The organism is Candidatus Poriferisodalis sp. (genome assembly GCF_965203655.1).
In the GTDB taxonomy this organism is placed as follows: Bacteria; Actinomycetota; Acidimicrobiia; order Acidimicrobiales; family Poriferisodalaceae; genus Poriferisodalis.
In genome coordinates this window covers 121,089-141,443 of the sequence record NZ_CBDBDD010000004.1, presented here as the reverse complement: position 1 = coordinate 141,443, position 20,355 = coordinate 121,089, and the positions used below count along the sequence as shown (strand labels likewise).

The window sequence follows — 20,355 nt, the reverse complement described above, 5'->3', positions numbered from 1 at the left end:
GATGGGTCTCCGGGAGGCGCGGACGATGAGCCGGTGGAGCGTTTCCATCCAGGCCGAGGGCGACCGCCCCGTCGAACTGGATGAGGTAGTCGCGCTGGCCGATGCTGTGGCACCGCTCGAAGGCATCGCATCCGGCGTCGGTGCGATGGCCTACGGCGCCCAGATCGTCGTGGAGGCCGAGAGCTCCGACCAAGCCGTCGAAACGGCCATGGCGGCGTTCGCTGCCGCCGTCGAGACAGCGGACCTCCCCGCCTGGCCGATGACCCGTGCCGAGGTGATCGGCGAGGACGAGATGGGGTTCGACGAGTGATGCGGCCCCAATGATCCGGCCCCGATGATGCGGCCCCGATGATCCGGCCCCAATGATCCGACTTGGTTCGCTCGCCGGCTACCCCTTCGAGGGGCCGCGGGTGCTGGGCGGGTGGACCCCGCCCGCCGCCGCAGCCGTCTACGCGATCCTGTACCGGGCCGACCCGCAGAACCGCCCCCACGACTACGCGGTCATCGACGTGGACCATGCCGACAACCTGACGCAAGCCGGGCTGCCCTTCAGCCACCCGCGGGCGAAGTGCTGGGAGCAGCGGGCCGGCAACAAGTGGAACCTGCACATCTGCACCTACGAGGTGCCCGGCGGTCTGCGCTCGCACCGTGCCCAGATCGCCCGTGAGCTGATCGCCGTCTACCGGCCCGGCTGCGCGCCCGACCAGTACGACCAGAAATGGGAAGACGAGTGGATCGGCAGCTATCGAGCGCCCACTGCGGGACCGCTCACCACCACCCGCGACCCGAGCGGCTCATCTGCCCAGCCCCCCGAAGAGGACTCGACCTGAACGCCGCCGGCTACTCGGGCTGATAGCCGACGGCTTCGTGGAAGCGGCTGCGGCGCGTGCCCATGGCCGGCCGGGCCGGCGACGGCTCGCGTGGCTCGGGATCGGGCTCGTAGGTGGCGCCGGCCACGATGCCCTCAGCCATGCCGTACAGCAGCGGCAAGGCGCCGGCAATGACGCCGCTGGTGTGGTTGATGCGTTCGACACCCGGCTCGACCGCTTCGGCGTCGGACTTGATCTTCCACACGAGCTGCGCGCACTCCTCGAGCAGCCCGGCGATCCGGGTGAGCTGGCTGCCCACCACGAACAGGTAGAACGCGAGACCGGCGATGAACAGCCCGATCAGGATGACGGAGAGAACTACGAGCGTCGTCATGATCGCACCTTGTCGAGTACACGGCCCAAGAACAGGTGGTGTTCGAGGCCTTCGGTCAGCACCGCATCGACCCCGTCGGCAGTGTCGGCGATCAGGGCGGTGTCAGCGGTGTTGGCGGCGGCCCGTTCGAGCGTGTCCTTGATGGTCTCCACCCGGCGCTCGATCGTGCGCACCAGCAGCACGAGCATGGTGAGCAGCACCACCACGGCCACGATCACGACGGCACCACCGATGATGACCCCCCACCACAGGTTCTCTTGGGTGTCGGTGAGAGCTAGCAACTCCATCTCAGCCTCCTAACCGGTTCCGGCCGCGCTTGAGGCCGTCAACGATCACCGATGCCGCTGCGATCGTCGTGTTCAGCTCCGACAGCGCCGCCGTGTTGGTGACGGCGTCTTCCAGTCCGGCGTTGATCTCGGTTGCTCGATTGCCGATCGAGCGGGCCAGCATCAGGATCGGCACCACCAGGGCGACCACTGCGATCACCACGACGATGCCGATGACATAGCCGATCACCCATCCGGTGGTGGATCCGGCGTCCGAGCTCTGGGCGAGTACGTGCAGCACAGCGTGTCCTCCCTCAGATCGATTCGCAGAAGTCGTGAACCGGCATGAGCGTCGAGTTGACCGACGGCAGCACGGTCGGCACCGTCGAGGTCTGCTCGGCGATGACTTGAACGCCGCTGGCCACTTGGGTGAGCGTGCGGTGCACCGCAACGAGGTGCAGCACCACCCGGAGCAGCCCGACGGCGGCCGCCAAGATGATCAGGCCGCCGATGATGACAGTGACCCAGGCAACAGCAGGCATCATGTCCCCTTTCAGCCCAGGAGCTTTCCGACCGAGCCGGCGTAGCGGACCGCACCGTCCGCTACTTCGGTGATCGTCTCGTCAGTGGTCGCGAGCAAGTCCTGCGTGGTGTCGAGCTCGCCGATGATTCCCACGCCGCCGGCCAGGATGTCGTCGCTGGCCTTGCGAATGCGCTCGATTGCGGCGAGCACCCGGTTCAGCAGTGCGAGCGCGACAGGCACGACCACTACGAGCAGTATCAGGTTTCCAATCCACCAGAGCACAAGCGCCTCCTCAGACGGCCTCGGGTCGGTACGGCAGGGCAAGCCGGCGCACGACGCGGGCGAGGCCCATTCCCGCGGCACGCACACCGATGGCGAAACCGCCAGCGGCTTGCACCTGTTCGACTTGGTCGGGATCGCGACCCTCCGCGAGCGCGGCGAGCCGGTTCTGAACGTTGGCGGCGAAGTCGCCCAGCAGCACCGCCGTGATGTCGCCCACCAGGCCCCGGCCGTACTGTGCGGCCGGCCCGGAGAGCTGCAGATCCATGGCGACGTCCACCGCGGTGCCGCCTGCGGTGGGCGCAAAGCTCGCGTCGAGCGAAAGCGTCGCCTGTCCCCGGCCCTTGCGATCGGTGCCGCTGGCGCTGACCGAGATCGTTCGGCCGTCCTCGTCACGGTGGGTGATCTCGGCACTGCCGTCGAAGTCGAGCCTGATCGGTCCCAGACCGATCGACACTGTGCCGCCGTACCGGTCGTCGCCGAGATCAGTGCTCAGCTCCGTGCCGGGCAGGCATGCGGCCACCTGCGGAACGTCGCCGAAGAAATCCCATACGGCCTCGGTCGGCTGCGCCACTTCGAACTGGTTGGTGATCTGCATCAAGCGACTCCTCGCTCGCGTGCGAAGGTTGTGCGGCACCCCGCACAGCAGAAGTAGAAGACCTCGTCCCCGACGTGCAGCGACTGGGCGGCTGGACCGATCTGGACAGTCATGCCGCAGACGGGGTCGACGGCCAGCGAGACCTCGGGTGGCGGCGCGGTGACTGGGGCAGCGAATGCACCCTGCGCCCGCAGCCGCACCAGCTCGGCCAGGATCGATACGGCCACTTCTTTGTGGGTGGTGCTGCCGAGATCCAGTCCCGCGGGTACCCGCAGTGAGGCCAGTTGGTCGTCCTGCACGCCTTGGGCTGCCAGCACCGAACGCACGGATTCGCCTCGCCGGCTGGACGCGACGAGGCCCACATAGGCCGGCGCCGCCTTCAGCGCAGCCGCCAGCACATCCTCATCGCCGTGGCCCTGGGTGGCCACCACGACCATCGACTGGGGCGTGAGCAGTCCCTCGCCGAAATCGGGCCCGCTGACCTGCTCGACACGCCAGTCGAGCTCGTGTGCCAGCGACGCCAGCGTTGCCGCCATCGGCGAGCTTCCGACGATCACCAGGTGAGGTACGGCCACGACGGGCTCCAGGTAGATCTGCAGGGCACCTTCGCTCTGGCATGACATGGCGACGGCAGTGGTGCCCTGCGGGAGATCGCCGAATCGGTCGCTCGCTCCCAGCGCCAGCAGGCGCGGTACGCCAGCTTCGAGTGCGGCAATGGCCTCGCGGATGAACGTCGGCTCAGCGCAGGCGCCGCCGATCCACCCGTACATCTCGCCGGACGCCGTGTAGATGGCGCGCGAGCCCTGCTGTCCCGAACTCGGTCCCTCGCGCCAGACCACCGTCGCCAGCACGAACGGCTCGCCGCTGCGTGCGAGTTCAACGGCGCGCTCCAGCACGCCCCAGCCCTCGACCGCGCGGGTGCGGCTCATGGCTCTGTCTTCACCGGCGGCGCGCCGGAGACGTCGTGGCCTGCGGTGATGGCCTCATGCACCCGATCGGGCAGCAGCGGCATGTCGATGTTGCGCACGCCGTCATCGCCGATGGCGTCGATGACAGCGTTGACGAACGCCGCCGGCCCGCCCACGGTGGCGCACTCGCCGATGCCCTTCGCACCGATGGGATGGTGCGGGCAGGGCGTCACCACCTCGTGCAGCTCGAAGCCGGGTGTCTCCCAGGCGGTCGGCAGCAGGTAGTCCATGTAGTTGGAGCCGATGCAGTTGCCGTCCTCGTCGAAGGTGATGAACTGCATGTTGGCCATGGCATAGGCCTCGGTGAGCCCGCCCATGATCTGGCCCTCGACGATCATCGGGTTGATGCGCACGCCGCAGTCGTCCACTGCCACCACCCGCAGCACGTCCCACACGCCGGTCTCGGGATCCACCTCGACGGTGGCGATGTAGCAGGCGAACGGCCACGTCAGGTTGGGCGGGTCGTAGTAGGCGTTGTTCTCGAGGCCCGGCTCCATGCCGTCGGGCATGTTGCTGTAGGCAGCAATCGCGCATTCCTGGATGGTCACGCCCCGGTCGGGAGCGCCCCGGACCGAGAACCGCCCCAGCTCCCACTCGATGTCCTCCTCGGACACTTCCAGCAGGTGCGCCGCAATGCGGCGGGCCTTTGCCCGGATCTTGCGCGACACCATCGCGACCGCCGCTCCGGCAACCGGCGTGCTGCGCGAGGCGTAGGTGCCCATGCCGAATGGCGCTGTGTCTGTATCGCCCTCTTCGACTAGGACGTCCTCGGCAGGAATGCCCAGTTCATGGGCCACGATCTGCGCCCAGGTGGTCTCGTGGCCTTGGCCCTGGGTCTTGGCGCCGGTGCGCAGCAGCGCCTTGCCGGTCATGTGGACCTTCAGTTCGGCGGAGTCGAACATCTTGATGCCCAAGATGTCGTACTCGCGGCTGTTGCCCGCCCCGAGAGGCTCGGTCATGGTCGAGATGCCGATGCCCAGCAGCCGGCCCCGCTGGCGCGCCTCCTCCTTCTGGCGCAGGAAATCCTCGTAGCCGATTGCTTCGAGACCGAGGTCGAGGCACTTGCCGTACTGGCCCGAATCGGTCAGAAACCCCCACGGCGTGCGGTGGGGGAAGTCGTCGTCTCGCACCAGGTTGATGCGGCGGAATTCGGCCTGATCCATGCCGAGGTCGGACGCGGCGGCCTGCACCATGCGCTCCTGGAAGAACATGGCCTCGGTGACCCGGAACGAGCACCGGTACGCAACGCCCCCCGGGGCCTTGTTGGTGTAGACGCCTTGGGCGGTGAGGTGCGCGGCGGGAATGTCGTAACAGCTGAAGGCCGAGTGCATCAGGCCGACCTTGAACTTGCTGGGCTGGGCATCGGAGAAGAACGCGCCGTGGTCGGAGTCGGTATGCATCCGCACGCCGAGAATCCGGCCGTCGTTTCGCAGCGCCATCTCGCCCTTGAGGTAGATGTCGCGGCCGAAGCCCGTCGAGATGAGGTTCCCGCTCTTGTCCTCGATCCACTTGACGGGACGCTCGAGCAGGATCGACGCCAGGATCGACACGACATAGCCGGGATACACCGGCACCTTGTTCCCGAAGCCGCCGCCGAGGTCGGGCGACACGATGCGGATCATGTGCTCGGGCAACTCGGCAACCAGGGCCACCGCGGCCCGGATGATGTGCGGCGCTTGGGTGGTCATGTAGACGGTCAGCTTCGAGGTCGCGCGGTTGAAATCGGCGATCGAGCCGCACGCCTCGATGGGCGACGGGTGCGAGCGGGGGTAGTGCATCTCAATGGTCGAGACCACATCGGCCCCGGCGAAGGCCCGGTCGGTGCCCTCACGGTCGCCGACCTCCCAGTCGAATACGACGTTGGAGTCTTGGCCGGTCTTGTCGTCGCGGATCAGCGGCGCGCCGGGAGCCTTGGCCTGGGCCGGGTTGACGATGGGCGGCAGCGGTTCGTAATCGACCACGATGGCCTCGCAGCCGTCCTTGGCGATGTAGGGGTCATCGGCAACGACGCAAGCCACTTCCTGGCCCTGGAACCGGACCTTGTCAGTGGCGAGGACCGCCTGGGTGTCATAGGACAGCGTCGGCATCCACGCCAGATTCCGGGCAGCCAGCATGTCGCCGGTCAGCACCATGCGAACGCCGGGGATGGCCCAGGCGGCGCTGGCGTCAATGGAGCGGATACGGGCATGGGCCAGCGGGCTGCGCAGGATCTCCATGTGCAGCATCCCGGGCAGGACGATGTCGTCGATGTAGTTGCCCTTGCCGCGGATGAAGCGGTTGTCCTCGACCCGGCGCCGGCTGGCGCCGAGGCCGCCGATCTTGATCTCGTCGAGCGCCATCTCAGCCCTCCCCGTCCGCGTCCGAGACAGCGCCGTCTGCGCTGCCGTCGTCGCCGTCGCTCGCTGCGCCGCCGAGCTTGTCGGCGGCCCACATCACTGCCTTGACGATGTTCTGGTAGCCGGTGCAGCGGCACAGGTTCCCCGACAGCGCCCAGCGGATCTCGTCCTCGCTGGGGTTCGGGTTCTCGTCCAGCAACGCCTTCGCGGCGAGCATCATGCCTGGGGTGCAGAAACCGCACTGCAGGCCGTGCTCGTCCTTGAAGCCCTCCTGGATCGGGTGCAGCTCGCTGGCAGTTGCCAAGCCTTCGACGGTTCCGATGTCATGGCCATCGGCCTGGACTGCGAACATCGTGCAGCTCTTGACCGGCACGCCGTCATACAGCACCGTGCATGCGCCGCAGTTGGTGGTGTCGCAACCGGTGTGTGTACCTGTCAGGCGGAAGCCGTTGCGCAGGAGATGCGCCAGCAGCAGCCGAGGCTCCACGTCGGCGGCGCGCTGCTCGCCGTTGACGGTCAAGGTGACCCGGCGAACCGGTACATCGTCACCGAAGCTGGCCGGGACCTCTTCGAACAGTGTGCTCATGTCAGGCTGCCTCTTGTCCGGATCGCTGGATCTGCGCCCCGATGCGTCGTACAAAAGTCGCCACCACGTGACGCTTGTAGTCGGCGCTCCCCCGGTGGTCGGAGCGTGGCTGAGCCGCCTCGGCAGCAAGCTGAGCTGCGGTGTCGAGGGCATCGGCGTCGAGCGACGTGCCGACCAGGGACCCGGCCGCCTCGGCGGCGTTGATGGTTGCCGGCCCGACACCGGTGAGCCCGATGCCGGCCCGAGACACGGTGGCGCCCGACATCTCGGCGGAGACGGCCACGCCGACCGTGGCGAAGTCGCCCACCCGGCGCTCGAGCTTGAGATAGCCACCGGCTCTCGTCCCGATCGCTGCCGGCACGACAGCTTCCACGGCGATCTCATCGTCGGCCAGCACGGTCTGGAACGGACCGTCGATGAGGTCGTTCACTGCGATGGACCTGCGCCCGTTCGGGCCTTGGGCGACGATGGATCCGCCCAACGAGACCATCACCGAGGCCCAGTCGCCTTGGGGATCGGCGTGACACAACGAGCCGACGAGCGTGCCCCGCGTGCGCACCAGCGGATCGGCCACGATCGGAGCCGCCGCGGCCATGGTGGGTTGAGCATCTGCGAGCGTCGCCGACTTCTCGAGATCAGCGTGCCGGCACAGCGCCCCGATCCGGTAGGTGCCGTCGGCGTCAGGGTGGTGGTAGTCGAGACCGGCAATGCCGTTGATGTCGATCAGCATGGCCGGGGCGGCAAATCGCAGCTTCATCATCGGGATGAGGCTCTGGCCGCCCGCCAGGATCTTCGCTTCGCCGTCGGCGTCGGCGAGCAGGGCTATCGCCTCGGCGACGGTCGAGGGCGCCTCGTAGCGGAATCGGGATGGGTACATGCGACCGCTCCTCGTCTAGGGCGCGCCGGGCCCGCCGGGGTCGGGCACCGCCCTCGGCATTCCCTCTACATCAGGATCGGGACGGCGTTCTTGGTGCGGGGGCCACGGACCCTGCACCGGCTGTCCCGCAACCTTGAGGTAGTCGATGATCTGCGGCCACGCCCAGATCGTCGGGCTCGCGCCTTCCTTGGGCGCACCCTCGATCACCTCGTACAGCCGCGGGTTGCCTGCGCTGTGGCCCGATGACTCGATCGGCATGGACTCTCCTTCCCCCTCGGAGACCCGGCCGGATCTGTTGTGCGAAGTGAACTTACCATCGCCCGCCCGGACGCTCCGGACGAAGGCCGGTCTTCAGTTCCCATGCGCCGCCCGTCAGCTACGTCAGCGAGCACAGCCCTAGTGTCGTTGGCGGGCAATGACGGGGGGACCCATGGCCGAACTCGTGACGCGAGCCCAAGCAGCGCCCGTGGTTGTAGTAGGTGTCCCAGTCGATCATCGCCTGGGTGACGGGGTCGACACCGGCGTACCCGGCGAAGTCTGCGTGCGCCATGAGCCCGCCTGGGGCCAGCAGGCGGCGACACTCGGCGAACATCCGGCGCAATGCCGCAGGCGACATCTCGTGGATCACGATGTGCGAGACGATCAGATCGAAATGCCCGTCGGGAAAATCGGTGCATTCGGCGTTCTGCTGCGAGAAGTGCACCGCCCGACCGAGCGCCTCAGCACGCGCATGGGCGTAACGGAGCACGGGCGCTCCGAGGTCGATGGCGTGGACCTCGGCGTCGGGGAACGCCTCGACGTAGGGCAGCGTGGAATTGCCTGAAGTGCAGCCCATGTCCAGGATCCGCCGTGGCGAGAAGTCGGGATGCGAGACCGCCAGGAAGTTCTGGCAGACGGACTGCCCGTAGTCGTCGTTGAGGGCGCCCATCTGGCCCATCGCGTACACGTACACGCCCCGGTCGAACAGCGCCCCGACCGACACGTCGCCGTCCATGTACTCGCCCCGGTAGCCACCCGGCATGGCGTGGATATCGACGTCGGCGTTGTACCAGGGGATCTCCAGATCGGGGTCGAGGCGCAACGACCCGAGCCCCGCATCGGCTGAGCGAGCACGCTCAGCGAGTTCGTCGGCCTGCCGGGCAATGGCATCGCCGACCGAGCTCCACAGCAGGTGCTGGCTGGATCGGCGCACCGAGCTCCACAGTCGGTAGTACGTGTCCGAGCTGAGCGCTTCGCGGACTTCGTGACGGTCCTTCGGTTCGTCGCCGTGCTCGTCTATCCACTGCGGTCGGGACCGCTGGTCGTAGATCTCGCGCACGCCGGGGCTGACCCGGGTCGCAATGTGCGACTTCAGGGCCTGCACGAAGCTCTCACGTGCGAGCTCGTCGTGCGTCTCGGTGGGCAGGAGCGGGTGTGTTTGTTGGCTCATCTGGCTGTCCCTCATCTAGAGCTCGGCGAATGCGCGATCGACGACCTGGAGATACCGGTCCTGTGTCTCGCCGGCCATCGCCTCTTCGCGCATCTCCTCGAAGACGCGGTAGACGCGACCGGCGAACGCGGCCGCTTCCGCAGCTCGGGCTGCGGTCTCGTCGCCGTCGGGCCGGTACGCCTCGATCGCTGCCGTGGCGTCGATGCCGGCTTGTGCGAGCACCGCTTCGAGCGTGGCTTGCCGCTCACGCAGCGCCCACACCTCGGCTGCGAGCGCCGTCACGATCGCCAGGACCGCATCGGTCGCGCCATCGTCATCGAAGAACGTCGGCCGTGCGCCGCGCGCCGTGGTCGGAAAGCTCCGCCCCTCAACCGGCTGGGCCTGCGGTGCCGTCGGCTCGCCCATCTCCCTAGCTTCTCAGACTTTTGCGCACCGGTTGTCGGTGCGCCGCCGAGTCATTCGGCAGGCGGAGCCTGGTTCCCCTGGACACGCCGGCCTTGGGCGAACACATCGAGGATCCAGGTGGTCGCCGGCGAGTAGACGTCGATGAAGACGGCCGGTTCGTCACCGAGCACCTCGCCGCCGTGGGGAACACCGCCCGGCGCGTACCAGCCGTCACCGGGCCCGATCTCGCGGGTCTCGCCGCCCACCGTCAGGAGCATGCGGCCCGACAGCAGCAGGCTGAACTGCTCGTGGGGATGGCTGTGCATCTCATATGTCGCACCTGGCTCGTAGACCGCCCGGATCAGATGCATGTGCTCGCCGGTCACGATCTGCGCCTCAACCCGATCGGCATCCCAGCGCGTCGTGTCGAGTTCATCCCAGCGAAAGATGCGCCGGCCCGTGACCTCGGCCCCGTGCTCGTTGAACTGCGGTTCGCTCATGCTGCCCCGTTTTGGGCTGTGAAATGGCGGTCGGCGACCTCATTTCCGAACATACACTGGTGTAGGTAGCAGGCTGACAGGCCTGACGGCAGCAGCGTGGGGTTGCTCGGGGGTGATGCGATGCCCTTGACGTCATCGTCGCCTGACGGCGGCCGCGCGATGTGGAACTTCGCGCCGGAGTTGCCGCTGCGCACGGCACCATTCCTGCACTGGCCTCCCCGACCGGGCGCCATTGCGAAGCACCTCGGGCGCACATGGCTGCCGCTGCGGTCCCGCTTCTTCATGCTCGCAGTGGCGTTCGCCGTCTGGGCGTGGTTCATGCCGTCGCTCGAACGCACGGAGAGCCTCGAATTCGGCTGGATCTTCGGAATCTGGCTTCGCAACCTGATCCTGGTGACACTCGTCGCCGGTGGGCTGCATGTCTGGTTCTACGTCGTGCGTCGCCAGGGCGATGGCCTGCGCTACGACTCCCGCCCGTTCGGCCGGAACAGGCGGGTGTTCCTGTTCGGCAACCAGGTGAGGGAGAACGTCTTCCTCACGCTCGTGCCGGCCGTGCTGATCTGGACTGGCTTCGAGTCGTTGCTGCTGTGGGCGTACGCCAATGGGCACGCACGCCTGTTCACCTTCGAGAGCAACCCTGTCTGGTTCGTGCTGTTCCTAGTGGTCATCCCGTGGTGGTCGATCCTGTATTTCTCAACCCACCACCGGCTGCTGCACACCGGCCCGGCTTACCGTCACATCCACTCGTGGCACCACCGCAACACCAATGTCGGCCCGTGGTCTGGGCTCTCGATGCACCCCGTCGAGCACCTCGTGCTCTTCTCCGACGTGGTGCTGCTGTTCCTCGTGCCGTCGCACCCGCTGCACCTGTGTTTCATGATGATGCACCACGGCCTCGGGGCACCTCTGTCGCACACCGGTTACGACGCACTGCTGCTGGGGCCGCGGACCCGTCGCCAAGCGCGGTTCGAGCTAGGCGATTTCCACCACCAGATCCACCACCGCTTCATCGAATGCAACTACGGGGGTTACGAGTCGCCGCTGGACGAGCTGATCGGTGCGTTCCACGACGGAACGCCAGAGGGCGCTGCAGCGCTGTCTCACCGTTCCCGCAAGCGGGCCGGAACATCATGAGACGGCAGACCAGCGCGAGCCTGCATGAGTGGCGCCGAGAGACGGCCCGATGTTCCTGACACTGTGGGCCACGCCGCGCTCGGTTTCCACGGCATTCGAATGGATGATGCGCCAGCGGGGCGATTTCGAATGCTTCCACGAGCCGTGGAACGAGCTCTACTACTACGGCGCAGACCGCCAGTCGCAGCGCGACGCCCAAGTCGAGGCGCGTCCCGGCCACACCTATGCAGCGCTCTGGGACCGCCTCTCGGAACTCTCGCAGTCACACAACGTGTTCGTGAAGGACTTCGCCTACTCCGTCGAGCACGACCTCGACGACCGCAAGCTCGCCGCAATGACCCACACCTTTCTTATCCGTGACCCGGAGCGGGTCGTGCAGGGTCTTGGCCATCACTGGCCCGACTGCACGTGGGACGAGGTCGGGTTCGAATCGCTTCACCGCTTGTTCTGCCGGATCGCTGAGCGCGACGGCGCTCCCCCGCCAGTCATTGATGCCGCCGATCTGACCGGCGATCCCCAGGGCACCACCCGGGCCTATTGCGCAGCGGTCGGCATCGAGTTCATGGCCGAAGCGCTGGTGTGGGAACCGGGCGAGCGCGCCGAGGTCAGCTGGTACGGCGAGGGCACCGGGCCGTGGCACGACGCGCTGCGTCAGAGCTCCGGCATCACGACGCCACGCACCGAGTACCCACCGCTGGACGACTCGCCCCGCCTGGCGGAGATGTACGAGCGCAGCCTGCCGCTGTACCACGCCATGGCCGCCCACCGGTTCCGACCAGCGCCGTAGCAGCAACTGTTGTGCTGCCGTCTTGGACGGCTATGTCCCTTGGGACGAGGTCAGGTCGGCGCTAGGCCTGCTAGGCGACGGCAGTCGTACCGCGATCAGATGCCGGCCTGAACTCGATGTCGATCTCGATGCCGTCGGACCCGACATCGAGTAGTTCGGCGACCACACTTCGCGCAACTCGTTCAACATCGCTCTTGCGGCGGGCTTGACTGACACCAAGGACGTTGCGAGGCAGGCCCGAGATGATCTCGATCTCCCACCAGTCACCGTTTCGTTCTGCAACTGCTCGAAATGGTGCGCTCATGAGTCTTCTCCCGGCGCCACTTGTTCAAGATGCTCTTCCAGCTTGCCAAGGATCGTCCGTGCGGTTCCGTCTGCAATTTCTCGATGCCTCGGAATCGGGAACCTGAAGCCGGCACACTCCCAGATCTCGTGCTTTCCTTGGCGCAGGATTATTGCTGTGCAGCCATATCTATCGGCGAGCCGTCGGACTTGGCGCACTAGCTCGGTCCTTTTCGGCACGTTTGTTGTCTAGGCAAACCTAGACGACCGGCGCAAAGGGATTTGTCGGTAGACCTACGCCATGCGACGCATTGTCATCGGATTGCTGGCCGCGTTCCGGAAAGCCACCCAGCTCCTGCGGCAGGTTCGAGGCGTCACCGACGACGACGTGGCTGAACGGCGCGTCACAAGCGGCCAGTCGTGGAACGAGTTCTGCGACTCGCTCAAAGCGGCGGGCGCTGCGCTGAGCTTCCCAGGGGCACCGCAGGACCCCTTCAGCCAAGCGGAGGGATACCGCTACCTCAGCCGCATCACGAGGGCAGGCCTGATGGCCTTCGTCGAGCACGCCGACCCCAAGACGCCCGTGCTGCATCGCGTGGTCAACGAGAACACCAAGATGGGTGCCGACAATCCCGACAACTTCTACCTGACGGCTTCGCTCGACGGCACCTACGACTACAGGATCACCGGACAGCGCAACACCATCGCCTACCTGAGCTTCGGGACCCAGTCGGGCAACTACGGCCAGGGAGGCGGGCTGCCCCCCACCGGCTACATCGAATCCGACCAGATCGAGATGGATGCCGACGGCCGCTTCGAGCTGGTGCTCAGCAGCAGCCCGCAGAGCGGGAACTGGCTTCCGATGACTCCCGAGACCGGTGCCCTGGTGGTGCGCCAGACCTTCGGGGACCGCGGCTCCGAAACACCGGCAGATCTGTCGATCGAACGCATCAATTGCACCCCAACCGAAGGCCAGCCTTCGCATCTCACGGCAGCGTCGCTCGACGAAGGGCTCGGCAAGGCCGGAGCGCTGGTGATGGGCGCACCGCTGCTGTTCGCCAAGTGGGCCCGTGATTTCTCCAAGCACAGCAACGAGCTGCCCAGATTCGACCCCGATACCTCGTTGGCCGCGGGAGGCGACCCCAACATCGCCTACTACCACAGCCACTGGGCGCTCGAACCCGACGAGGCGCTGGTGATCGAGGTCATGCCGCCGGCATGCGAGCACTGGAACTTCCAGCTGAACAACTACTGGATGGAGTCGTTGGATTATCGCCACTTCACCGTCCACACCAACATGCATCTCGCCCGGTACGAGGACGACGGCTCGGTGCGTCTCGTCGTTGCGCACGACGACCCGGGCCTGCCCAACTGGCTGCAGACCGCCGGCCATACCTTCGGCACCATGTGCTTCCGCTGGGTTCGGGCCAACGAGCACCCCCAACCGGCGTGCCGGGTGGTCAAGCTCGCCAGCCTGCGATCGTCATGACCTCCACCGACTACGAACACCCTTACCGTCCGCTGGGGGTGCGAGCCTTCAACCGGCTCAGCGAGGCCGGCGCGAGTTTCGGACTGCCAGATCGCCTGGATGTCGACGCGCTTCGGGCTGCAGCGCGACGCAAGACCGGTCTCAGCGATTTCGGCGACGACGGTCACGCCGAAGCTCTCGGCGTGCTCGTGGCGTCGATCAACGACGAGGCCCGGCTCACTCCGGTCGGGCGGGTGATCCAGAAGTCACGGCTCACCGATGCGCTGGTGCAGCGCTTGCGGATTCAGGACCTGGTGACGCGGCACCCCGAGATCGAAGACATCGATCTGGGCACGATCATCCTGGTCACCGGATTGCAGCGCACCGGCACCACCCTGTTGCAGCGGCTGCTGTGCTCGCACCCTCAGATCCGGGGCATCACCGGCGCCGAGGCGCTCGTGCCGGTGGCGACGGGCGAGACCGCAGAACGCTCCGAGCGGTCCCGCAGGTGGCGTGCGATGCTCGCCCAGCGGACCGTCTCGTACCTGGCGCCCGATTTTCAGGCGATCCACCCGGTGGGGCACGACCAGGCCGAAGAGGACGTCCTGCTGCTCGACCTGAACTTCATGAGCCAGACAGCCGAGGCCACCATGACGGTGCCCAGCTATTCCCGCTGGCTGGAAGATCACGACCACACCCAGAACTACGAATTCCTCCGCCGGGTGCTGCAGGTCCTTGCGTGGCAGCGGGCCACCGGTGCCTGGGTGCTCAAGACTCCCCACCACCTGGAGTTCCTCGACGCCTTCTGCAAGTCATTCGGGAGCGCCACGGTGGTCCAGGCCCACCGCGACCCCCGTGTCACGTTGGCCTCGTTTTGCAGCATGGTCGCCCACGGCCACGGCATCTTCAGCGATTCGGTCAATGCTGCGGAGATCGGCCGGCACTGGTGCCGCAAGACGCAGCGGATGGTGCAGCGGGCCATGCAGGTTCGAGCCGGGTCACCAGCCGGTCAGTTCGTCGACGTGTCGTACTACGACCTGATGACCGACCCGATCGGTGAGGCGCAGCGCGTGTGCGAAGCGGCCGGCGTCGGCTTCGACGGCACAGCCGAACGCCAAGCCGAGCAGTACCTGGCGGCGAACCCCCAGAACCGTTTCGGCACGCACGATTACCAACTCGAAGACTTCGAGCTGACTGAGCAAGGAATCGACGAGACGTTCGCTGCCTACCGCGAGGCATACACGATCCCCTTCGAAAGCGACCGGCGCCTACCGGCGGACGCCGATGCCCCGCCGTCATCGTCGACCGAGGGCGAGAAGCCTGCATCCGAGGGACTGCCGGAACGCGGGATCGGCGACCGCGGCTTCGTCGGTGCCCTGGCCACGGCTGTCCGTGACCTCCGCAATCCCACGGCGCCGGATATCGAAGCAGTCGCCGACGACGTGAGGATCGACGGCAAGACCTGCCTGGTGACCGGGGCCAACAGCGGCCTCGGCAGGGCAGCCGCCGTAGAGCTCGCACGGCGTGGCGGCCGCATGATCCTGGCCTGCCGCCCCGGACATGACGGCGTCTGCGAGGAGATCAAGCGCGAGTCCGGCTCGGAGACAGTGGAGCTGGTCGAGGTCGACCTTGCTGATCTCCGGTCGGTGCACCGTTGCTGCGATGAGCTGCGTGATCGAGGCGTCCGCATCGACATCGCGCTGATGAATGCCGGCCTGATGACGCCCGCCGCGAGGCGCTCTGCGCAGGGTTACGACGAGATGTTCGCCGTCCATTTCCTGGCTAACCGGGTGATGATCGACCGCTGGCTGTCCGACGGCGTTGTTGTTCCGGCGGTTCCGGGGGGTGACCCGCCACGGATCGTGTTCGTCTCTTCGGAAGCGCACCGATCCGGCGCAGCCATCGATTTCGATTGCCTCGGCGAGTTCGCCTCCTATGGCATGAAGGACAGCATGCGGCACTACGGCTTGAGCAAGCTCGCACTGTGTACCTACGCCACGGAGTTGTCGCGCCGGCTGAATCGCCCCGGCGAAGCCGACGAAGGCCTCCGCGATCCCGAGCACCATGAAGTCGAGATAGCAGTGCATGCACTGTGCCCGGGAGGCGTCGCCACCAACATCACCCGCGGCGCGCCTGCGCCGCTCCGATCGGTCGTCGACCCGTTGCTTCGACTGTTCTTCCGGTCGCCTGATGACGCCATCGAGCCCATCGTCTGGCTGTGCTGCGCGCCCGAGGCCGGCAGCTCCACCGGGCTCTACCTGCACCTGATGCACCGCAAGCAGGTTTCCGAGAGTGCAGCCGACCCCGCAAACGGGGCCAAGCTGTGGGAAGCCAGCCAGGTCATGGTGGAGCAATCGAGGGGCCTGCAATGAGCGCAACGCTGCCCACCGAGCTGCGGCTGACCCACCTGCAGCAGCTCGAATCCGAGGCGATCGGGATCATGCGCGAGGTGGTCGCCCAGTGCGAGCGGCCGGTCATGCTGTACTCGATCGGCAAGGACTCCTCGGTGCTGCTGCACCTGGCCCGCAAGGCGTTCTATCCCGGCAGGATCCCGTTCCCGCTGCTGCACGTAGATACGACGTGGAAGTTCCGCGAGATGATCTCGTTCCGCCAGCGGATGGCCGACGAGATCGGCTTCGAACTGATCGTGCACACCAACGCTGAGGGGGTCGCGCAGGGCATCAATCCCTTCGATCACGGGTCGAAGAACTACACCGACATCATGAAGACCCAAGCGCTGCGCCAGGCGCTGGACGCCGGCCGGTTCGATGCGGCGTTCGGTGGCGCCCGGCGCGACGAGGAGAAGTCACGGGCCAAGGAGCGGGTGTTCAGCTTCCGCGACGCCCATCACCGCTGGGACCCCAAGAACCAGCGACCCGAGCTGTGGAATCTCTACAACGGCCGGGTCAACCAGGGCGAGTCGATCCGGGTGTTCCCGATGAGCAACTGGACCGAGCTCGACGTGTGGCAGTACATCCACGTCGAGCAGATCCCGATCGTGCCGCTGTACTTCGCGGCCGAGCGGCCGGTGGTGGAGCGTGACGGCGTGCTGATCATGGTGGACGACGACCGGTTCGTCTTCGATGAGGGCGAGGTGGCCGAGCAGCGGCTGGTGCGGTTTCGCACGCTGGGCTGCTACCCGCTGTCGGGTGCCATCGAGTCGACGGCCACCACGCTGCCGGAGATCATCGGCGAGATGCTGGTGGCCACCCGCTCCGAGCGGGAAGGCCGCGTCATCGACTTCGACCAGTCGGGTTCCATGGAGCAGAAGAAGCGTGAGGGGTACTTCTGATGGCCTCTGAGCTGCCCGGCACTGACGACCTCGACGGGTCGGATGTCGAGGCGTACTTGGCCTCGCATCGGCAGAAGGACCTGCTGCGCCTGCTGACGTGCGGCAGCGTGGACGACGGCAAGTCGACCCTGATTGGACGGCTGCTGCATGACTCGCAGCTGATCTACGAGGACGTGCTCGCCAGCCTCGAAGCTGACTCGGCGGCCCACGGCTCGGCGGGCGAGGGGGTCGACTTGGCGCTGCTCATGGACGGCCTGCGCGCCGAGCGCGAGCAGGGCATCACCATCGACGTGGCCTACCGCTACTTCTCCACGGCCCGCCGCACGTTCATCATCGCCGACACGCCGGGGCACCCCCAGTACACCCGCAACATGGCGACGGGTGCCTCGACGTGCGATCTGGCGGTGATCCTGATCGACGCCCGCCACGGCGTGCTGCCCCAGACCAAGCGCCACAGCTACATCGCCAGCCTGCTGGGCATCGGCCAGGTGGTGGTGGCGGTCAACAAGATGGACCTCGTCGACTGGTCGCAGGATCGGTTCACCGAGATCTGCGAGGACTACCGCTCGTTCGCCAAGCCGCTCGGCTTTGGCCAGCCGTACTTCCTGCCGATGTCCGCGCTCTTGGGCGACAACGTCGTCGATGCCAGCGGCAATCTGGGCTGGTTCGACGGTCCGCCGCTGCTGGAGCATCTTGAGACGGTGGACATCGATGCCAGCGTCGAGCTGGAGCATTTCCGCATGCCGGTGCAGCTGGTCTCCCGCCCCGATGCCGACTTCCGCGGGTACGCCGGGACCGTAGCTTCGGGCGTGCTCCGGCCCGGTGACGAGGTGGTGGCGCTGCCTTCGGGGCTCGGCTCGACGGTGGAACGGATTGCGACCTTCGATGGCGACCTTGATGTGGCCGGGCCGGGACGGGCGGTCACGGTGACACTCGTTGACGACATCGATGTCAGCCGCGGCGATCTGCTGGTGACTCCAGGAAGTGAACCCCAGCGGGCACACGACCTCGACGCCATGGTGGTGTGGATGTCTGAGGCCGGCGCCGAGTCCGGCAGCTCCTACCTGCTGCAGACGACCAACACGGTCTCCAACTGCACCATCCGCAACGTCCGGCATCGGATCGACATCAATACCGGCGCACACGAGCAGGCCCCGGGCCTTGGGCTCAATGACATCGGGCACTGCGTCATCACCTCAGACCGGGAGCTCGCCTTCGACCCCTACAGCGCCAACCGGGCGACCGGCTCGTTCGTGCTCGTCGACCGGCTCACGAACGCCACAGTGGCCGCAGGAATGATCATGGGCGCGGCGTCTGCGTGGGACCGCACGCCCGATGCGGCCCTGGTTCGCCAGCGCTCGGAGATCAGCGACGCGGAGCGGGCGATCCGCTTCGGCCAGCAGCCGTGCACCATCCTGCTGACAGGGCTCACCGCTGCCGGCAAGTCCACGCTCGCCACGGCCCTCGAACGTGAGCTGTTCGATCGGGGCAAGGTGTCGATCCGTCTCGACGGCGAGAACGTTCGCATGGGCATCTCTCGTGACCTGGGCTTCAGCACCCAGGAACGCTCGGAGAACCTGCGCCGGGTGTCGGAGGTGGCACGGCTCGTGAACGGCCAGGGCCTCATCGCGATCGCCGCAATGGTGGCCCCCGACCGTGACGTGCGGCAACGAGCCCGTGACCTGGTGGGCGCGGATCGCTATGTGGAGGTCTTCGTGGACACGCCCATCGAGGTGTGCCGCGAGCGCGACCCTCACGGCCTCTACGCGATGGCCGACAGCGGGGAGATCCCCCGCTTCCCCGGCGTCTCCGCCGACTTCGACCGACCAACCGATGCCGACCTGCGCGTCGACACCTCGACCCAAGACGTCGACGAGTGCATCGACGCCATCGTGCGCATGCTGACCGAGCGCGGTTTTCTGAGAGGACAGAACACACCGTGAGTGCGGGCGCCGGCAACGAACCGGTCTCGCGCAACATCGTGCGCGCCGAAGGGCACGTCACCGGCGCCGACCGCGAAGCGCACTTCGGCCACCGTGCGGTGACGGTGTGGTTTACCGGGCTGTCCGGCAGCGGCAAGTCCACCCTTGCGTTCGCTCTCGAAGCGGCGTTGCTCGATCGCGGCGTTGCCGCCTATGTCCTCGACGGCGACAACGTGCGCTTCGGGCTCAACCGCGACCTCGGCTTCTCACCCGAAGACCGCACTGAGAACATCCGCCGCATCGGCGAGGTGTGCCGCCTGTTCCAAGACGCCGGAGTCGTCGTGCTGACGGCCTTCATCTCGCCCTATGTCGCCGACCGTGACCAAGTACGGGCCATCCATCCCGAAGGCGGCTTCATCGAGGTGTTCGTCGACACGCCGCTCGAAGTCTGCGAATCCCGCGACCCCAAGGGCCTCTACGTCAAGGCCCGAGCCGGCGAGATCCCCGACTTCAGCGGCATCTCCGCCCCCTACGAACCACCGCCCACACCGGAGATCACCATCGACACCACCCAACCCCTAGAAGACTGCATAACCCAGCTCCTCGCCGCCCTCCCCCTGTCGGAAGCGCAGCTCGACTAGTCCCAGGTGCCGAACTGGAAGGCTTCGGTGGGCAGGGTCCGCCACTGCTGCCAGACCTGCGGGTCGCCGCCGGTTACCTCGACGCTGACGTGGGGACGGCCCCACAGTGCGAGCAAGACCTGGATCGGCGGACCTTCGACCACCACCGATGGCGGTGATTCGGACTCGGGCAAGGGCTCGATGGACACGCTGCCGATCTCGCCGCTGGCATCGACGAGCCGGGCGGTGAGCCCGCCGGGGTCACGTTCGAGGACGCGGCGCATCGCTTGCAGGAAGAACTGGCACGTGTAATCGGCGGCGTCGAAAGCTTGCGACGGCGTCATGGAGTGCTCGTGGCTCAGGGCCGCCTCGACGTCGAGACGGTGCATGCCGAGCTCGGAGGCTGCGTGCCAGGCCCACAACCGCGGATTGCCTTCGCCTCCGGTCATCGAGAAGTAGCAGCGCCGGTCGAGGTCGTCGGTGAGTTGATCGATGGCTGAGTGTGCCCACGCTGCGAGTTCTGCCGTAGAGGTTCCGGCCGGTTGGCGGCCAGCTCGCTCATATCCACGTGCCCGAGACTCGGGGTCATCGGGCGTCGAGGTGATCATCTCTTCCCACGCGATCCCGACTCGGCCGATGTGCGACGCCGCGTTGTACACCGTCCAGCCCGGGCAATTCGGAACTGGCGCTGCCTGCTCTTCATCGCTGCGGCCGCAGATGTAGTCGATGGCGGACCGCGCCGCCGCGACCCGTTCCGCATGATCAAGCATCGTCCAGTCCCAGCGTTCGCATTCGTTCCCCGTCATCGGTACAGCGTGGATATACCCGCCGCAGTCTGTCAGGCGTGCGGGCGAAGACGAAGTGGTCCGACGGTCACACCACGGCGATTTCGCCATCGCAC

General features: G+C 66.8%; 25 protein-coding genes. 9 read left to right on the top strand and 16 right to left on the bottom strand.

What is annotated here, in order from left to right; all coding sequences use genetic code 11:
• Positions 1-25: 25 nt before the first annotated feature.
• Together ACOGW9_RS03405 and ACOGW9_RS03400 are read left to right on the top strand one after the other, a co-directional pair.
• Positions 26-310, top strand: a complete 285-nt coding sequence (locus ACOGW9_RS03405) for a hypothetical protein (protein ID WP_419908382.1) — start codon at positions 26-28, stop codon at positions 308-310.
• 52 nt (positions 311-362) lie between these two features.
• Positions 363-830 (top strand): hypothetical protein, encoded by a 468-nt coding sequence (locus tag ACOGW9_RS03400; RefSeq protein ID WP_419908380.1) that lies wholly within the window; start codon positions 363-365, stop codon positions 828-830.
• 10 nt (positions 831-840) lie between these two features.
• Here the strand turns inward: ACOGW9_RS03400 and ACOGW9_RS03395 are convergent, their stop codons facing one another.
• From ACOGW9_RS03395 to ACOGW9_RS03330, 14 genes are all read right to left on the bottom strand, one after another.
• Entirely contained in the window at positions 841-1,203 is a 363-nt protein-coding gene (locus tag ACOGW9_RS03395) for a hypothetical protein (protein WP_419908378.1), read from the bottom strand.
• Positions 1,200-1,490, bottom strand: coding sequence for a hypothetical protein (locus ACOGW9_RS03390; RefSeq protein WP_419908376.1), 291 nt, complete (start codon positions 1,488-1,490; stop codon positions 1,200-1,202). Before ACOGW9_RS03390 ends, ACOGW9_RS03395 begins: the two co-directional genes overlap by 4 nt.
• Position 1,491: 1 nt before the next feature.
• Positions 1,492-1,770 (bottom strand): hypothetical protein, encoded by a 279-nt coding sequence (locus ACOGW9_RS03385; protein ID WP_419908374.1) that lies wholly within the window; start codon positions 1,768-1,770, stop codon positions 1,492-1,494.
• Positions 1,771-1,783: 13 nt separating this feature from the next.
• Positions 1,784-2,011 (bottom strand): hypothetical protein, encoded by a 228-nt coding sequence (locus tag ACOGW9_RS03380; protein ID WP_419908372.1) that lies wholly within the window; start codon positions 2,009-2,011, stop codon positions 1,784-1,786.
• An 11-nt stretch (positions 2,012-2,022) separates the two neighbouring features.
• The gene (locus tag ACOGW9_RS03375) at positions 2,023-2,274 is read right to left on the bottom strand and encodes a hypothetical protein (RefSeq protein WP_419908370.1); all 252 of its coding nucleotides are present in this window, start codon (positions 2,272-2,274) and stop codon (positions 2,023-2,025) included.
• A 10-nt stretch (positions 2,275-2,284) separates the two neighbouring features.
• The gene (locus ACOGW9_RS03370; protein WP_419908368.1) at positions 2,285-2,869 is read right to left on the bottom strand and encodes an SRPBCC family protein; all 585 of its coding nucleotides are present in this window, start codon (positions 2,867-2,869) and stop codon (positions 2,285-2,287) included.
• Entirely contained in the window at positions 2,869-3,798 is a 930-nt protein-coding gene (locus ACOGW9_RS03365) for an XdhC family protein (RefSeq protein WP_419908366.1), read from the bottom strand. Before ACOGW9_RS03365 ends, ACOGW9_RS03370 begins: the two co-directional genes overlap by 1 nt.
• A complete protein-coding gene (locus ACOGW9_RS03360) occupies positions 3,795-6,176 on the bottom strand; it encodes an aerobic carbon-monoxide dehydrogenase large subunit (protein WP_419908364.1) in 2,382 nt (793 codons plus the stop codon). The genes ACOGW9_RS03365 and ACOGW9_RS03360 overlap by 4 nt, the downstream gene beginning before the upstream one ends.
• Position 6,177: 1 nt before the next feature.
• Entirely contained in the window at positions 6,178-6,759 is a 582-nt protein-coding gene (locus ACOGW9_RS03355) for a (2Fe-2S)-binding protein (RefSeq protein WP_419908362.1), read from the bottom strand.
• Between the two features lies 1 nt (position 6,760).
• A complete protein-coding gene (locus ACOGW9_RS03350; protein ID WP_419908360.1) occupies positions 6,761-7,636 on the bottom strand; it encodes an FAD binding domain-containing protein in 876 nt (291 codons plus the stop codon).
• A gap of 15 nt (positions 7,637-7,651) precedes the next feature.
• Positions 7,652-7,894, bottom strand: coding sequence for a hypothetical protein (locus ACOGW9_RS03345; protein WP_419908358.1), 243 nt, complete (start codon positions 7,892-7,894; stop codon positions 7,652-7,654).
• Between the two features lie 118 nt (positions 7,895-8,012).
• Positions 8,013-9,065, bottom strand: coding sequence for a class I SAM-dependent methyltransferase (locus ACOGW9_RS03340; RefSeq protein WP_419908356.1), 1,053 nt, complete (start codon positions 9,063-9,065; stop codon positions 8,013-8,015).
• A 15-nt stretch (positions 9,066-9,080) separates the two neighbouring features.
• Positions 9,081-9,470 carry a hypothetical protein gene (locus ACOGW9_RS03335; protein WP_419908354.1) on the bottom strand — a complete coding sequence of 130 codons (390 nt, stop codon included), beginning with the start codon at positions 9,468-9,470 and terminating at the stop codon, positions 9,081-9,083.
• Between the two features lie 50 nt (positions 9,471-9,520).
• Complete coding sequence (locus ACOGW9_RS03330) at positions 9,521-9,949, bottom strand: cupin domain-containing protein (protein ID WP_419908352.1); 429 nt, start codon at positions 9,947-9,949, stop codon at positions 9,521-9,523.
• 120 nt (positions 9,950-10,069) lie between these two features.
• Between ACOGW9_RS03330 and ACOGW9_RS03325 the strand changes: the two genes are divergently transcribed.
• Together ACOGW9_RS03325 and ACOGW9_RS03320 are read left to right on the top strand one after the other, a co-directional pair.
• Complete coding sequence (locus ACOGW9_RS03325) at positions 10,070-11,083, top strand: sterol desaturase family protein (protein ID WP_419908350.1); 1,014 nt, start codon at positions 10,070-10,072, stop codon at positions 11,081-11,083.
• 49 nt (positions 11,084-11,132) lie between these two features.
• Entirely contained in the window at positions 11,133-11,870 is a 738-nt protein-coding gene (locus ACOGW9_RS03320; RefSeq protein ID WP_419908348.1) for a sulfotransferase family protein, read from the top strand.
• Positions 11,871-11,940: 70 nt separating this feature from the next.
• Here ACOGW9_RS03320 and ACOGW9_RS03315 read toward each other — a convergent pair whose 3' ends face one another.
• Complete coding sequence (locus ACOGW9_RS03315; RefSeq protein WP_419853720.1) at positions 11,941-12,174, bottom strand: hypothetical protein; 234 nt, start codon at positions 12,172-12,174, stop codon at positions 11,941-11,943.
• A gap of 279 nt (positions 12,175-12,453) precedes the next feature.
• Here ACOGW9_RS03315 and ACOGW9_RS03310 point away from each other — a divergent pair, with 279 nt between their 5' ends.
• From ACOGW9_RS03310 to cysC, 5 genes are read left to right on the top strand one after another with little or no spacing between them, the layout of a single operon-like run.
• A complete protein-coding gene (locus ACOGW9_RS03310) occupies positions 12,454-13,641 on the top strand; it encodes a DUF1214 domain-containing protein (protein WP_419908345.1) in 1,188 nt (395 codons plus the stop codon).
• A complete protein-coding gene (locus ACOGW9_RS03305; protein WP_419908343.1) occupies positions 13,638-15,992 on the top strand; it encodes an SDR family NAD(P)-dependent oxidoreductase in 2,355 nt (784 codons plus the stop codon). Before ACOGW9_RS03310 ends, ACOGW9_RS03305 begins: the two co-directional genes overlap by 4 nt.
• The gene (gene cysD / locus ACOGW9_RS03300) at positions 15,989-16,912 is read left to right on the top strand and encodes a sulfate adenylyltransferase subunit CysD (protein ID WP_419908341.1); all 924 of its coding nucleotides are present in this window, start codon (positions 15,989-15,991) and stop codon (positions 16,910-16,912) included. The genes ACOGW9_RS03305 and cysD overlap by 4 nt, the downstream gene beginning before the upstream one ends.
• Positions 16,912-18,855, top strand: coding sequence for a sulfate adenylyltransferase subunit CysN (cysN, locus tag ACOGW9_RS03295; protein WP_419908339.1), 1,944 nt, complete (start codon positions 16,912-16,914; stop codon positions 18,853-18,855). The genes cysD and cysN overlap by 1 nt, the downstream gene beginning before the upstream one ends.
• Entirely contained in the window at positions 18,852-19,475 is a 624-nt protein-coding gene (cysC, locus tag ACOGW9_RS03290; RefSeq protein WP_419908337.1) for an adenylyl-sulfate kinase, read from the top strand. Before cysN ends, cysC begins: the two co-directional genes overlap by 4 nt.
• Here the strand turns inward: cysC and ACOGW9_RS03285 are convergent.
• Positions 19,472-20,260 (bottom strand): maleylpyruvate isomerase family mycothiol-dependent enzyme, encoded by a 789-nt coding sequence (locus ACOGW9_RS03285; protein WP_419908335.1) that lies wholly within the window; start codon positions 20,258-20,260, stop codon positions 19,472-19,474. The genes cysC and ACOGW9_RS03285 overlap by 4 nt on opposite strands.
• Between the last annotated feature and the right edge of the window lie 95 nt (positions 20,261-20,355).